The sequence below is a fragment of the Pseudomonas sp. BNK-44-b genome (genome assembly GCF_047456245.1).
In the GTDB taxonomy this organism is placed as follows: Bacteria; Pseudomonadota; Gammaproteobacteria; order Pseudomonadales; family Pseudomonadaceae; genus Aquipseudomonas; species Aquipseudomonas machongensis.
Genome location: NZ_CP179908.1, coordinates 1,977,125 through 1,990,805, shown reverse-complemented (window position 1 = coordinate 1,990,805; position 13,681 = coordinate 1,977,125). Strand labels below are relative to the sequence as shown.

The window sequence follows — 13,681 nt, the reverse complement described above, 5'->3', positions numbered from 1 at the left end:
ATCCGCCGCTGAACCACTTCGTGCGCGGATGCTCAGGGCTTTTTTGCCCAGTTCGGCACCTCACGCCGGGCACCTGCGCTCACCGGTTGTGCCTCCATTGCCCCCCAGTCACCTTGTCCACTCGGGTCTTGCGACTGCTGGCCGCCCTGAGGTGGCGTGTTCGAGCCAGTGGGCGGCTCTGCGCTACGGCGGCGATGGCGCAAGGCAAATTCGGCCACAGCCTCTACATCTTCCTCGCCGATGGCCGCAGCACCGCGCCACGCGGCATGGGCGCGAGCCGCCCGCAACCAGACCAGGTCGGCACGCAGGCCATCGACACCCGCAGCGAAACAACGCTCGGTGATCCAGGCCAGCGCCTGGTCGTCCAGGGCAATGGCCGGCAGGCGCTCACGTGCGTGCTGGCAGCGGTCGCGCAACTGCGCCTGGGCCGTTGCCCACTGCGCGCAGAAGGCCTCGGGGTCGCTGTCGAATGCCAGGCGGCGGCGGATGATCTGCTGACGGTCGTTCGGCTCAGGCGTGCCTTCAAGGGCGATGTTCAAGCCGAAACGGTCGAGCAACTGCGGACGCAGCTCGCCCTCTTCCGGATTCATGGTGCCGATCAGCACGAAACGCGCGGCGTGACGGTGCGAGATACCGTCGCGCTCGACACGGTTGGTGCCGCTGGCCGCCACATCCAGCAGCAGGTCCACCAGCGGGTCGGGCAGCAGGTTGACCTCATCCACATAGAGCACCCCACCGTCCGCCTGGGCCAGCACGCCCGCCGAGAAGCGTGCCTTGCCCTGCCCCAGCGCAGCATCAAGATCCAGAGTACCGACCAGCCGTTCTTCGGTCGCGCCCAGCGGCAGGGTCACGAAGGGGCCTGCGCCGAGCAGATCGGCCAGGCCCCGGGCCAAGGTGCTCTTGGCCATGCCACGCGGACCTTCGATCAGCACACCGCCGATCTTCGGGTCGATGGCGGTCAGGCACAGCGCCAGCTTGAGGTCTTCGGCACCGACCACGGCGGCCAGGGGGAACTGCAGGGGTTCGGTCATTTCAGGCCTCTTCCTCGCCGTCGAGCAACTGCTGCTCGAGGGCCTCGCGGTAATCGCCCGGGGCCTGCCACAGACCGCGCTGCTGGGCTTCCAGCAACCGTTCGGTCAGATCGTGCAAGGCGTGCGGGTTATGCTCGCGCATGAATGCTCGGGTCGCCGGATCGAGCACGTAGGCATCGGCCAGCGACTGGTAATGGTGATCGTCGATCATGTGAGTGGTGGCATCGAAGGCGAACAGGTTGTCGACCGTCGCCGCCAGTTCGAAGGCACCTTTATAGCCGTGACGCTTGACCCCGTCGATCCATTTCGGGTTCAGCGCACGCGCGCGGATCACCCGGTTCAGCTCCTCGTTGAGGGTGCGGATACGCGGGCGATCGACCTGGCTGTGGTCGCCGTGGTAGCTGGCGACCGTGGCGCCGGCCAGGGTTTCGGCAGCTGCGAGCATGCCGCCCTGGAACTGGTAGTAGTCATTGGAGTCGAGCAGGTCGTGCTCGTGGTTGTCCTGGTTCTGCAACACCGCCTGGACCTGCCCCAGGCGCTGGGCGAACTGGGCCCGTGCCGGCGTGCCTTCATCGGCAGCACCATAGGCATAGCCGCCATGGTTGAGGTAGACCTCGGCCAAGTCGGCGCGCCCCTGCCAGAGGCGTCCGTCGATGGCGTTCTGCACACCCGCGCCATAGGCACCCGGCTTGGCGCCGAACACCCGCCAACCCGCCTGGCGCGAGGCCTGCTCGGCATCGACACCCTGCGCCAGCAGCGCCGCGCGCTCGGCACGCACACGGGCAGCCAGCGGATTGAGGTCGTCCGGCTCATCCAGCGCCGCCACGGCCTGTACCGCCGCGTCGAACAGGCGGATCAGGTTGCCGAAGGCATCGCGGAAGAACCCCGACACGCGCAAGGTTACATCGACCCGCGGGCGATCGAGCAGGCTCAGGGGCAGGATTTCGAAGTCATCGACCCGCTGGCTGCCGGTGGCCCATACCGGCCTCACCCCCATCAGCGCCATGGCCTGGGCGATATCGTCACCGCCGGTGCGCATGGTCGCCGTGCCCCAGACCGACAGCCCGAGCTGACGCAGGTGATCACCATGCTCCTGCAGGTGACGCTCGAGGATCAGGCTGGCCGAGGCAAAGCCCAGGCGCCAGGCGGTGGTGGTGGGCAGGTTGCGCACGTCCACGGTGTAGAAGTTGCGTCCGGTAGGCAGCACGTCCAGACGCCCGCGACTGGGTGCGCCGCTGGGGCCTGCCGGCACAAAACGCCCGGCCAGGGCCGCGAGCAGGCCGTCGATCTCGGCGGCGCCACAGGCATCCAGGTTCGGCGCGACTTCGTCGGCGAGTGCCTGCAGCACGGCATGCACCGCCTGCCATTGCGCGGTATCGGGTGCTGCCAGGCGCCCTTCGATCAGGGCCAAGGCGAGCATCTCCAGACGTTCACGGGTATCACCCTGGGTGCGCCACAACGCAGCATCCAGCGCCTGCAGCAGCTCGGGACGCGGCCCTTGCCAAACCTGGCCAAGGTCGCAGTCCAGCGGGTCGAACGCCAGTTCCAGAGCACGTGCCAGTGCGCGCAGCAGGCTGGCATTGCCACCGCGGCCGTCACCCCGATCGACCCGCAGCAGCGCCAGCAGCGTATCGCTGCGCAGGCGCCCCTGCGGCGACTGACCAAAGACATGCAAGCCATCGCGAATCTGCGACTCTTTCAAGTCGCATAAATAAGTGTCCAGGCGCGGCAGCCAGACAGCCGCATCGTCCAATTGCCCTTCGAGCTGCAGGTCACGGTCAATATGGTTGGCCTTGACCAGTTCGAGAATGTCGCGCTGCAGCTCGCGGGCGCGGCGCGGGTCGAGCAGTTGCGCCTCGTAGTATTCGTCGGCCAGCTGCTCCAGATGCCGCAGCGGCCCGTAGGTTTCGGCGCGGGTCAGCGGCGGCATCAGGTGATCGATGATGACCGCCTGGGTGCGGCGCTTGGCCTGGGCACCTTCACCGGGATCGTTGACGATGAACGGGTAGATGTTCGGCAGTGGGCCGAGCAGCGCATCCGGCCAGCACTCGGCGGACAGTCCGACACCCTTGCCGGGCAGCCACTCCAGGTTGCCGTGCTTGCCGACATGGATCAGCGCATCGGCGGCAAAGCCGTTGCGCAACCAGAAATGGAACGCCAGGTAGCCGTGCGGCGGCACCAGGTCCGGGTCGTGATACACCGCGCTCGGGTCTACCTGGTAGCCCCGGGCCGGCTGGATGCCGACGAAGGTCAGGCCGTAGCGCAGCCCGGCGATCATCATCCGGCCGTTGCGGAACATCGGGTCTTGCTCGGGCGAGCCCCAGCGTTCGCGCACCGCCTGCTGGTTGGCCTCGGGCAGGCAGGCGAAGGCCGCCAGGTAGTCGTCCAGGGACAGGCTCTGGGCACAGGGACGCTGGTCGAGGTGGTCCAGGTCGTTGGTCACGCCGCCGAGCAGTTCGTGGATCAGCGCCGTGCCCGTCTGCGGCAGGCCCGCAACCGGGTAGCCCTCGGCCTGCAGGGCATGCAGGATGTTCAGCGCGGCGCCCGGTGTGTCGAGCCCTACGCCATTGCCGATACGCCCGTCGCGGGTCGGATAGTTGGCCAGCACCAGCGCCACACGCTTCTGGGCATTGGGCAGTCGCGCCAGCTCGACCCAGCGCCGCGCCAGTTCGGCGACGAAATCCATGCGTTCGGAATGGGCCTTGTAGCAGACCACATCGGACTGGCTGCGCTCGCTGCGCCAGGCCAGGTCCTTGAAACTGACCGGCCGGGTGATGATGCGCCCGTCCAGCTCCGGCAAGGCGATGTGCATCGCCAGGTCACGCGCGCCCAGGCCCTGCTCGCTGGCTTCCCAGCCGGGCTGGTTGTCCTGGGCGCAGATCGCCTGCAACACCGGCACGTCGCGGCGCAGCGGGCGCAGGTTGGGCCGCTCCGGGCTGGACAAGGCAAAGCCTGTGGTGTTGATCACCACCTCGGCGCCGACCTCGTCGAGCCACGCCTCGACCTGTTCCAGACAGGCCGACTCCTTGAGGCTGGCGACTGCGATCGGCAATGGGTTCAGCCCGGCCGCCTGCAAGCGCTGGCAGAACACATCGATGAACGCGGTGTTGGCGGCCTGCAGGTGCGAGCGGTAGAACAGGATCGGCGCCACCGGATGCTCCGGGTGCCACTCGGGGAACCAGTCTTCAAGCCCCGCACTGGGCTTGCCGGGGTGGTAGACCGTGGTGCGCGGCAGCGGCTGGGGTTCGTCCCAGGCATAGTCGCGCCCCAGCCACTGGCTGGCCAGGCAATTGAACAGGTTGACCGCATTGGCCTTGCCGCCCTGGCGCAGGTAGTGCCAGAGCCGCTCGGCCTGCTCGGTCGGCACCGTGCCCAACTGCGTCAGCTCGGGGTCGGGGCGGTCATCGCCGGGCACCAGGATCAACTGCACGCCACGCGCCGCGAGTTCGACCAACTGTTCTACGCCATAGCGCCAGTAGCCGACACCGCCGTGCAGCGACACCAGGATCACCTTGGCGTGACGCAACACCTCGTCGATGTACAAGTCGACGGAGGCGTGGTTCTGCACCTGCATGGGGTTGGCCAGGCGCAGGCTGGGGAAATCGTCCGGCAGCTGCTCGGCGGTTTCGGCGAGCAGTGCCAGGTGAGAGTCGCCGCTGCAGAGAATCACCAGCTCGGCGGGCGTCTGGCCAAGGTCGGCAATGCTGTCGTCCGGCACGAAACCGCCGGGCTGGGTCCGCAGCAGGTGCATGGATCAGGCGCCCAGGGCCTGGCGCAGGCGCGCTTCCAACTGTGCCGCGTCGAGGTCCTGACCGATCAGCACCAGACGGGTGATGCGCGGCTCGTCGCTGCGCCAGGCGCGGTCGAAGTGCTTGTCGAAGCGCGTGCCCACACCTTGGATCAACAGGCGCATCGGCTTGCCGGGGATCGCGGCAAAACCTTTGGCACGCAGGATGCCGAACTCGGTGACCAGTTGCGTCAGGGCATCGAGCAGCAGGCTTTCGTCCGCTTCAGGCAGGTCGATGGAGATGGAGTCGAAGGCGTCATGATCATGATCGTCATGATCGTCGCCGTCGTGGTGCGAATCGTGGTGGGTGCGACGGCCATCGATATGCACTTCGGACTCGGCCCCTACGCCCAGCAACACATCCAGCGGCAGGCGACCGCTGCTGGCCTCGATCACCTTGACGGCCGGCGGCAGTTCTTCGGCGACTTCGGCGCGGACCTTGGCCAGGCCCTCGGCGTCGATCAGGTCAGCCTTGTTCAGCACCACCAGATCGGCACTGGCCAGCTGGTCGGCGAACAGCTCGTGCAGCGGGGATTCGTGGTCCAGGTTGGGGTCCAGCTTGCGCTGGGCGTCGACCTGGTCCGGGTAGGCGGCGAACGTGCCGGCGGCCACGGCCGGGCTGTCGACCACGGTGATCACCGCATCGACGGTGCAGGCATTGCGGATTTCCGGCCACTGGAAGGCTTGCACCAGCGGTTTGGGCAGGGCCAGGCCACTGGTCTCGATGAGAATGTGGTCCAGGTCACCGCGACGGGCGACCAGCTCACGCATCACCGGGAAGAACTCTTCCTGCACGGTGCAGCACAGGCAGCCGTTGGCCAGCTCATAGACGCGGCCGTTGGCCTCTTCCTCGGTGCAGCCGATGCTGCACTGCTTGAGGATCTCGCCGTCGATACCCAACTCGCCAAACTCGTTGACGATGACCGCGATGCGTCGCCCCTGGGCGTTGTCGAGCATGTGGCGAAGCAAGGTGGTCTTGCCCGAGCCGAGGAAGCCGGTGACGATGGTGACGGGAAGTTTGGCCAGTGTTTTCATGTGGCGATGCCCTTGGCAGCAATGGTGCGGGCATGCGGGACGAAAGCCGCGGCCGACCGGCCGGACTCGCTCGCCACCGGATCACCCCGCCCGGTTGAAAGTCGAAAACGTTGCGAGGCAGGTCTCCTGGCTTGCACTGCACGACGTCCAGCCGTCAGGGCGACGCCTTCCCGCGCGTGGGCGCAGTGGCTATGTCGAACCTGTTCAGTGCTTACAGTTGCGGGGGCAGCCGCGGCTTGTACCGCGTTCCCGTCTTAGCTCCGGCAGCGCCGGAGAACCTCGAAGCGGCAAGGCTACGCAGTGGTGCGCAGGTGGTCAACCGTCTGACGCTGATCGGAGCCTTCAGATGCCATCCCCGGCCAGCAGCTCGGTCAGCACCTGCGCCAGGGCCTTGACCATCACGTCGGCCGTTGGCCGGTGGACGATGACGATCTCGTAGCTGTCCACCTCCGGCAACCCTTGCGCCGCCCCCAGCACCCGGTGCTCGGCGGTGGCCGCGCGCGGCGGCAGCAGGCTCACGCCCATGCCGTCGGCCACCGCGGCCTGGATCCCGGACAGGCTGGAGCTGGTGAAGCTGATTCGCCAGCGGCGGCCCATGCCTTCGATGGCATGGATCATGTCTTCGCGGTACAGCCCGCGCGGCGGAAAGGTGACCAAGGGTACCGGGTCAAGCTCGAAGGCCGGCATGCGCACGCTGTCGATCCATTGCAGGCGTTCGGGCCAGCAGGACACGCCCTCGCGGCTGTTGCGCCGCTGCTTGAGCAGCACCAGGTCGAGTTCGCCATTGTCGTAGGCCTGGCTCAGGTCGCGGCACAGACCGCTGGTGACTTCCAGCTTGACCTGCGGGTGCAGGCGGCTGAACGCCGACAGCGCATTGGTGGTTCGCCCGCCGACGAAATCTTCGGGCACGCCAAGGCGCACGGTCACACCAACCATGGCCCCGGCCAGGGCCTCGAGCATCTGGTCGTTCAGCGCCAGCATGTGCCTGGCATAGCCAAGCAGCGTCTGCCCGGCGTCGGTGGGCAGCACGTCGCGATTGCCACGCACCAGCAGGCGATGGCCGACCATCTCCTCGAGGCGTCGCACCTTCTGGCTGATGGTCGACTGGGTCGAATGCAGGCGCGCTGCCGCCGTGGTGAAGCTGCCGCAATCGGCGACCACGACGATGGCGCGCAACAGGTCGAGGTCGAACAGAGCCCTATTCGGTTTTACGCTGATGGACATGAGGGTATTCGGTTTTCAAATGACGAGCCTGACTTCTAGCATGGCCCTTCACGGCGGGCAACGTTGATGCATTCGGAAATCCACTACCGGTCATCCAGATAATTCGTTTCAGTCGCCGGCAACTTTTTCCCTAGGATGAGGTTTTGCCTCAGGAGCCCCACGCATGCGCCACACCCTCGCCGCCTGCCTGCTGGCCTTCACCTGCCTTGCCGCCCACGCCGAGACGACCTCCATGGATACCCGCCTGCTTTATGCCGCCCAGCGCGGCGATGCACCTGCCATCCGTCGCTTGCTCAAGGAACCGCTGGCGCTCGACAGCCGCGATGGCCAAGGGCGCACGCCCCTGCTGGCGGCGACCCACAGCAACCATATCGACGCGGCCAAAGTGCTGATCGAAGCCGGCGCCGATGTCAACGCCAAGGACAACATCCACGACAGCCCCTACCTGTATGCCGGTGCCCGCGGCCTGAACGAGATCCTGCGCCTGACCCTGGCCCACGGCGCCGACCTCACCAGCACCAACCGCTACGGCGGCACCGCGCTGATCCCCGCGGCCGAGCGTGGTCATGTGGAAACGGTGCAGATACTGATCGACGCGGGCGTGGACGTGAACCACCTCAACCGGTTGCACTGGACCGCCTTGCTGGAGGCAGTGATCCTTGGCGACGGCGGCCCGCGTCATGTGGACATCGTGCGTCGGCTGCTGGCGGCAGGCGCGGACCCGGCGATTGCCGACAAGGACGGCGTGACGGCGCTGGAGCATGCGCGGGCACGCGGGTATGCCGAGATGGTGGCGTTGCTGGAGCGTTGATGAAGCGCTGGTCGGTGGTAGGTGAAAGACAGTTGGCTCCCACGGGTAACACCACCGTATTCAGAAGCTATGGGGCCTCTTGTGGGAGCGGGCTTGCCCGCGAAAAACACACCGCGCTGCCTGGCACGGGCTACGCCCGTGTTCGCGGGCAAGCCCGCTCCCACAGGGGGATTGGGCGGGCCTTTAGATTTTGAGGGAGACAGTTGCTACACCTCCTCGTACGGCAAGCCCACATAATTCTCGGCAATGTTCACCAGGCCTGCCTCGGACGACAGGAAGTACTCCCGGTCGGCCTCCTGCATCTTCTGGTCCCAGGCATCCTTGTGCTCGCCAAAGTCATGCAGCAGCTGGGTCATGAACCAGCTGAAACGCTCGCCCTTCCAGACCCGCCGCAGCGCCAGCGGCGAGTAGCGCTCCAGCAGGTCGGTGCGGCCTTCGCGGTAGACCTTGACCAGAATGCGATACAGATAGTTGACGTCCGAGGCTGCCAGGTTCAGGCCCTTGGCCCCGGTCGGTGGCACGATATGCGCCGCATCCCCCACCAGGAACAGGTGCCCGTACTGCATCGGCTCGACCACCAGGCTGCGCAGCGGCGCGATGCTCTTTTCCAGCGCGGGGCCGGTGACCAGGCGCGCGGCGACGTCCTCGGGCAGACGCGCCCTGAGTTCGTCCCAGAAACGCGCATCGGGCCAGTTCTCCACCCGCTCGTCCAGCGGCACCTGCAGGTAGTATCGGCTGCGGGTTGTGGACCGCTGGCTGCACAACACGAAACCACGATCATGATGCGCATAGATCAGCTCGTGGTTGACCGGCGGGGTATCGGCCAGCAACCCCAGCCAACCAAACGGATAGACCCGCTCGTACTGCTTGAGCACGCCCTGTGGAATGCTCTGGCGCGAAACGCCATGAAAACCGTCGCAACCCGCGATGTAATCGCACTCGACGCGGTGCAACTGGCCGTCCTTCTCGTAGGTCACGTAGGGCCGCTCGTCCTTGAGCCCGTGCGGCTGCACGTTGCTCGCGCCATACACGATCGGCGCCCCGCTCTGCTCGCGGGCCTGCATGAGGTCGCGGGTGACTTCGGTCTGGCCGTACACCATCACCGTCTTGCCGCCGGTCAGGGCCTTGAGGTCCAGGCGCTGGCGGCGCCCTGCCACCAACAGTTCGACACCCTCGTGCACCAGCCCCTCACGGTCCATGCGCGCCGATACCCCGGCCTCGCGCAGCAGGTCAACGGTGCCCTGCTCCAGCACACCGGCGCGGATACGGCCAAGCACGTACTCAGGGGTCTGGCGTTCGAGAATGAGCGTGTCGATGCCCGCCTTGTGCAGCAGTTGACCAAGCAGCAGGCCAGAAGGGCCGGCGCCAATGATTGCAACCTGGGTTTTCATTGTTGTTGTCTCGCCTTGTCGATGCCGTACTGGCGGCAGCCGGCATACGTTATTCGGGTTAGCCCCTGCATTTTTACTGGCGCAAAAAGCTGAAAAGGTGTCATATCCGATGGAAAATCTGCACTTTTCAAAATTCCGTGCGATCAGCGCACAGGTGTCCCGACCATGAAATCCTCCCTTCCCGGCGTACCGCTGTTTCAGCTCTATGGCGAGAACCACGCCTGGCCCGGCACCGATCTGCTGCACTGCGAATCGATCCCCGCACGCAGCCGCCTGCACCACTGGGAAATCAAGCCGCACCAGCATGCCGAACTGTTCCAGTTGCTCTACGTGCAGCGCGGGCACGCGCTGGTGGAAATAGAAGGTCGACGCAGCGAGATCCACGAGGCGGCGATCCAGGTGGTGCCACCGCTGACGGTGCATGGCTTTCGCTTCAGCGCCGACATCCAGGGCCATGTACTGACCTTCGGTACGGCGCTGGTGGCCGACCTCGAGCAGCGCCTGGGAGCACCACTGGCGGTGCTGGCATCGGCGGCCTGCTACCCGCTGGGCCGCGACCGCACGCGCCTGCGCGGGCTGATCGACACCTTGCAGCAGGAATACCAGGGCAGCGCACCCGCTCGCGCCGCCATGCTGCAGGCGCTGGTGACCGCCCTGATGGTGTGGATCAGCCGCCGCCAGCAACTGGGCCAGGCACCGCGTAATCGCGACGAGCGCGACCGCCACCTGCTCGGGCACTACCTGCGCCTGGTCGAAGCGCATTACCGCCAGCACCTGTCGGTCGATGAGTTCGCTGCACGCCTGGGCATCACCAGCCTGCAGCTCAACCAGCTGTGCCGCGCGCTGAGCGGGCAGACCGCGCTGCAGGTGATCCACCAGCGCCTGCTGCTCGAAGCGCGGCGCAACCTGACCTACACACGCATGAGCATCGGCCAGTTGTCCGACAGCCTGGGTTTCAGCGATCCCACCTACTTCGCACGCTTCTTCAAGCGCCTCAGCGGCCAGACGCCCAATGCCTACCGACGCAGCGGCACTGCGCAATCACCTTGACGTATACGTCAACCTGCCTTTAGCTTACTCACATTCCACCCCCGAGCCCGAGCATGAGCAGCCAGACCTACAGCATCTCCGACCTGTCCCGCGAGCTGGACATCACCACCCGCGCCATCCGCTTCTACGAGGAACAGGGTCTGCTGAGCCCCGAGCGTCGCGGCCTGGAGCGCATCTATTCGGCGCGTGACAAGGTGACGCTCAAGCTGATCCTGCGCGGCAAGCGCATCGGCTTCTCGCTGGCCGAATGCCGCGAGCTGATCGAGCTCTACGACCCCAGCGGCGGCAACCTCAAGCAGCTCACCAGCATGCTGGCCAAGATCGCCGAACGCCGTGCGCAACTGGAGCAGCAGATGCTCGATATCCAGCAGATGCACCTGGAGCTGGACACCGCCCAGGAGCGCTGCGAGCAGGCGCTGGCCGCCACCCTGAACAATAACCGCTGATTCGCCACAGGAACCCCGCCATGTCATTGCCCGCACACGTGCGCCTGGTCGAAGTCGGCCCGCGCGACGGCTTGCAGAACGAAGCCCAACCCATCAGCGTCGCCGACAAGGTGCGGCTGGTGGACGACCTCACCGACGCCGGGCTCTCCTACATCGAGGTGGGCAGTTTCGTCTCGCCCAAGTGGGTGCCGCAAATGGGAGGATCGGCCGAGGTGTTTGCCGGTATCCGCCAGCGTGCCGGGGTGACCTACGCGGCCCTGGCGCCGAACTTGCGCGGTTTCGAGGATGCACTGGCAGCCGGGGTGAAGGAGGTGGCGGTGTTCGCCGCGGCGTCCGAGGCGTTCTCCCAGCGCAACATCAACTGCTCGATCAGCGAGAGCCTGCAGCGCTTCGAACCGATCATGGACGCCGCGCGCGAGCAGGGTATCCGGGTCCGCGGCTATGTATCCTGCGTGCTCGGCTGCCCTTATGAAGGCAAGGTCAGCGCCGAGCAGGTCGCCCCGGTCGCCCGAGCCCTGCACGACATGGGCTGCTACGAAGTGTCGCTGGGCGACACCATCGGCACCGGCACCGCCGGCGATACCCGACGCCTGTTCGAGGTGGTCTCGGCGCAGGTGCCGCGCGAGCAGCTTGCCGGCCACTTCCACGACACCTACGGCCAGGCCCTGGCCAATGTCTATGCCAGCCTGCTCGAAGGGATCAGCGTGTTCGACAGCTCGGTGGCCGGGCTCGGCGGCTGCCCCTACGCCAAGGGCGCCACAGGCAACATCGCCACCGAAGACGTGCTGTACCTGCTGCAAGGGCTCGGCATCGAGACCGGTATCGACCTGGACAAACTGGTCGCCGCCGGCCAGCGCATCAGCGACGTGCTGGGGCGTGCCAACGGCTCGCGGGTGGCACGGGCGCGCAACGCCCGCTGACGCTCGCCACGGGCGGCGAAGGCCGCCCTGCTTGCCTCGCTCATCGAACTGTGACAATCCCGACCATCAGGATTATGCTCTGCGGGTATGTCCTCCAGTCTCAATATGTGAGCGCCGAATATGAAAATCGATGACATGGACGCCTTCGTGGCCGTCATCCGTTGCCAGTCGACCAACCTTGCCGCCGAAGCGCTGCAACTGACGCAGCCGGCCATCACCCGGCGCGTGCAGAACTTCGAGGAAGACCTCGGCGCCACCTTGCTCGACCGCAACACCAAGCCACTCAAGCCCACGCCCATGGGCCTGCGTGTGTACGAGCAGTGCAAGGCCATCCTGCGTGAAATCGACGCCCTGCGCGAACTGGTGGCCAACGATGGCGCGCCGTCCGGCACCCTGCGCCTGGGCGTGCCGCAGACACTGGGCGACGTGGTGCTGCTCGAGGCCCTGGCGCAGATCCGCCAGGCCTACCCTGAGCTGCGCACCCAGGTCACCAGCGGCTGGGGCAGCAGCCTGATCGCGCGCATGGAAAACGGCGAGCTGGATGCCGCTGCGGCCCTCTTCCCACCGGGCAAGATCTTCCCCGAGGGCATCGCCAGCCACTCCATCACGCGTATGCCGTTGCGGGTGGTCGCGGCCAAGGGCAGCGCCGGCAAGCGCAGCTACAAGTTGCGCGACTGCTATACCCGCGGCTGGGTGCTCAACCCCGATGGTTGCGGCTTTCGCGCCGGGCTGCAGCGCGCATTGAGCGAACAGGGGTTGTCACTGTCGATCAACCTCGAAACCTTCGGCACCGAGTTGCAACTGGGGCTGGTCGCCAACGGCCAGGGCCTGGGCCTGGTGCCCGAACCGCTGTTGCTTGCCAGTCGCCATCGAGACCTGCTGGACATCGTCAACGTCAGCGATTTCAAGCCGCAAGTCGACCTGTGGCTGTTCCATCCACGCTACCTGGGCAACCTCCAGGAGCCGGTGGAGCTGTTCGGCGCCGTGGCAGGCACCCGCCTGAACAGCGCAGCGAGCTGACCCGGCTAAATGATCACCTTGCATAAAAACAAAAAAGATAATTCTTAAAACGAATAATTAGCATAGAACCAAAAAGACTTTTACAGCGTTGCGCCAGACGCCTACGGTCCTGTTCACACCGTACTGCTTGCACTGGAGCACCGCATGAGTTCACTGTCCGTCGTACCTCCCAACCAGGAGGCCGTGCGCCTACGGGTCAGCGCCGAGGAATGGGAGGTGCGGGTCAAGCTCGCCGCCGCCTATCGCCTGGCGGCCCTGTTCCGCTGGACCGATCACATCTACACGCACTTCTCGGCACGGGTTCCCGGCCCGGACGAGCACTTCCTGATCAACGCCTTCAGCCTGCTGTTCGACGAAATCACCGCGTCGAACCTGGTCAAGGTGGATGTCGACGGCACGATCATCGACGACCCGCTGGGCCTGGGCATCAACCAGGCCGGCTACGTCATCCACAGCGCGATCCACCGCGCCCGCCCCGACCTCAAGGCCGTATTGCACACCCACACCCGCGATGGCGCGGCGGTGTCTGCCCAGCGTGACGGCCTGCTGCCGGTCTCCCAGCATGCGTTGGCCTATTACAGCCGCGTGGTGTATCACGACTACGAGGGCGTCGCGCTGGACCTGGATGAACAGCAGCGCCTGGTGGCCAACCTGGGGCAAAGCAATATCCTGATCCTGCGCAATCACGGCTTGCTCACCGGCGGCATCAGCGTCGAGCATGCCTTCCGTGAGCTGCACGGCCTGGAGCGCGCCTGCAACATCCAGATCGCCGCCCAGGCCGGTGGCAACGACCAGCTGCAGTACGCCTCCCCGGCGGCGATTGCCAAGGTGCATGAGCAGTCGAAGCGCTTTTCCGACGGGCTTGGCGAAGGGATCCAGCGGCACTGGGATGCGTTGATCCGCCAACTGGATCGCGAGGGGCGCGATTACCAAAACTGACCACAGCACCTCCTGCGGCAGCGGGCA

11 protein-coding genes and 1 riboswitch are annotated in these 13,681 nt (G+C 66.1%); of the genes, 6 read left to right on the top strand and 5 right to left on the bottom strand.

Annotation, left to right across the window (positions count from 1 at the left end; all coding sequences use genetic code 11):
• Positions 1-32 precede the first annotated feature (32 nt).
• From ACMGGG_RS08960 to ACMGGG_RS08945, 4 genes are all read right to left on the bottom strand, one after another.
• Complete coding sequence (locus tag ACMGGG_RS08960) at positions 33-1,031, bottom strand: ATP-binding protein (protein ID WP_063544470.1); 999 nt, start codon at positions 1,029-1,031, stop codon at positions 33-35.
• A gap of 1 nt (position 1,032) precedes the next feature.
• The gene (cobN, locus tag ACMGGG_RS08955) at positions 1,033-4,782 is read right to left on the bottom strand and encodes a cobaltochelatase subunit CobN (protein ID WP_414155305.1); all 3,750 of its coding nucleotides are present in this window, start codon (positions 4,780-4,782) and stop codon (positions 1,033-1,035) included.
• 3 nt (positions 4,783-4,785) lie between these two features.
• Entirely contained in the window at positions 4,786-5,853 is a 1,068-nt protein-coding gene (gene cobW, locus ACMGGG_RS08950) for a cobalamin biosynthesis protein CobW (RefSeq protein WP_054893920.1), read from the bottom strand.
• Positions 5,854-5,951: 98 nt separating this feature from the next.
• Positions 5,952-6,150, bottom strand: a riboswitch (cobalamin riboswitch).
• 45 nt (positions 6,151-6,195) lie between these two features.
• Positions 6,196-7,077 carry a LysR substrate-binding domain-containing protein gene (locus ACMGGG_RS08945; protein ID WP_054893919.1) on the bottom strand — a complete coding sequence of 294 codons (882 nt, stop codon included), beginning with the start codon at positions 7,075-7,077 and terminating at the stop codon, positions 6,196-6,198.
• Positions 7,078-7,240: 163 nt separating this feature from the next.
• On the opposite strand from ACMGGG_RS08945, the gene ACMGGG_RS08940 reads away from it, so the two are divergent.
• Complete coding sequence (locus tag ACMGGG_RS08940) at positions 7,241-7,888, top strand: ankyrin repeat domain-containing protein (RefSeq protein ID WP_112898004.1); 648 nt, start codon at positions 7,241-7,243, stop codon at positions 7,886-7,888.
• Between the two features lie 206 nt (positions 7,889-8,094).
• Here the strand turns inward: ACMGGG_RS08940 and pobA are convergent, their stop codons facing one another.
• Positions 8,095-9,279, bottom strand: coding sequence for a 4-hydroxybenzoate 3-monooxygenase (gene pobA, locus ACMGGG_RS08935; RefSeq protein WP_054893251.1), 1,185 nt, complete (start codon positions 9,277-9,279; stop codon positions 8,095-8,097).
• 165 nt (positions 9,280-9,444) lie between these two features.
• Between pobA and ACMGGG_RS08930 the strand changes: the two genes are divergently transcribed.
• From ACMGGG_RS08930 to ACMGGG_RS08910, 5 genes are all read left to right on the top strand, one after another.
• Positions 9,445-10,329 carry a helix-turn-helix domain-containing protein gene (locus ACMGGG_RS08930; RefSeq protein WP_063544460.1) on the top strand — a complete coding sequence of 295 codons (885 nt, stop codon included), beginning with the start codon at positions 9,445-9,447 and terminating at the stop codon, positions 10,327-10,329.
• A gap of 53 nt (positions 10,330-10,382) precedes the next feature.
• Positions 10,383-10,775: a MerR family transcriptional regulator gene (locus ACMGGG_RS08925; RefSeq protein WP_054893249.1), complete on the top strand. Its 393-nt coding sequence runs from the start codon at positions 10,383-10,385 to the stop codon at positions 10,773-10,775.
• 20 nt (positions 10,776-10,795) lie between these two features.
• Entirely contained in the window at positions 10,796-11,695 is a 900-nt protein-coding gene (locus ACMGGG_RS08920; RefSeq protein WP_112898002.1) for a hydroxymethylglutaryl-CoA lyase, read from the top strand.
• A gap of 120 nt (positions 11,696-11,815) precedes the next feature.
• Positions 11,816-12,715 (top strand): LysR family transcriptional regulator, encoded by a 900-nt coding sequence (locus ACMGGG_RS08915; protein ID WP_125930170.1) that lies wholly within the window; start codon positions 11,816-11,818, stop codon positions 12,713-12,715.
• Between the two features lie 144 nt (positions 12,716-12,859).
• On the top strand, positions 12,860-13,654 hold the full coding sequence (locus ACMGGG_RS08910; protein WP_414155868.1) for a class II aldolase/adducin family protein: 795 nt from the start codon (positions 12,860-12,862) through the stop codon (positions 13,652-13,654).
• Positions 13,655-13,681: the final 27 nt, after the last annotated feature.

Bases quoted from the DNA above. Each gene is read 5' to 3' on its own strand.
- ACMGGG_RS08960 (WP_063544470.1), bottom strand. From the start codon at position 1,031: ATGACCGAACCCCTGCAGTTCCCCCTGGCCGCCGTGGTCGGTGCCGAA.
- cobN (WP_414155305.1), bottom strand. From the start codon at position 4,782: ATGCACCTGCTGCGGACCCAGCCCGGCGGTTTCGTGCCGGACGACAGC.
- cobW (WP_054893920.1), bottom strand. From the start codon at position 5,853: ATGAAAACACTGGCCAAACTTCCCGTCACCATCGTCACCGGCTTCCTC.
- ACMGGG_RS08945 (WP_054893919.1), bottom strand. From the start codon at position 7,077: ATGTCCATCAGCGTAAAACCGAATAGGGCTCTGTTCGACCTCGACCTG.
- ACMGGG_RS08940 (WP_112898004.1), top strand. From the start codon at position 7,241: ATGCGCCACACCCTCGCCGCCTGCCTGCTGGCCTTCACCTGCCTTGCC.
- pobA (WP_054893251.1), bottom strand. From the start codon at position 9,279: ATGAAAACCCAGGTTGCAATCATTGGCGCCGGCCCTTCTGGCCTGCTG.
- ACMGGG_RS08930 (WP_063544460.1), top strand. From the start codon at position 9,445: ATGAAATCCTCCCTTCCCGGCGTACCGCTGTTTCAGCTCTATGGCGAG.
- ACMGGG_RS08925 (WP_054893249.1), top strand. From the start codon at position 10,383: ATGAGCAGCCAGACCTACAGCATCTCCGACCTGTCCCGCGAGCTGGAC.
- ACMGGG_RS08920 (WP_112898002.1), top strand. From the start codon at position 10,796: ATGTCATTGCCCGCACACGTGCGCCTGGTCGAAGTCGGCCCGCGCGAC.
- ACMGGG_RS08915 (WP_125930170.1), top strand. From the start codon at position 11,816: ATGAAAATCGATGACATGGACGCCTTCGTGGCCGTCATCCGTTGCCAG.
- ACMGGG_RS08910 (WP_414155868.1), top strand. From the start codon at position 12,860: ATGAGTTCACTGTCCGTCGTACCTCCCAACCAGGAGGCCGTGCGCCTA.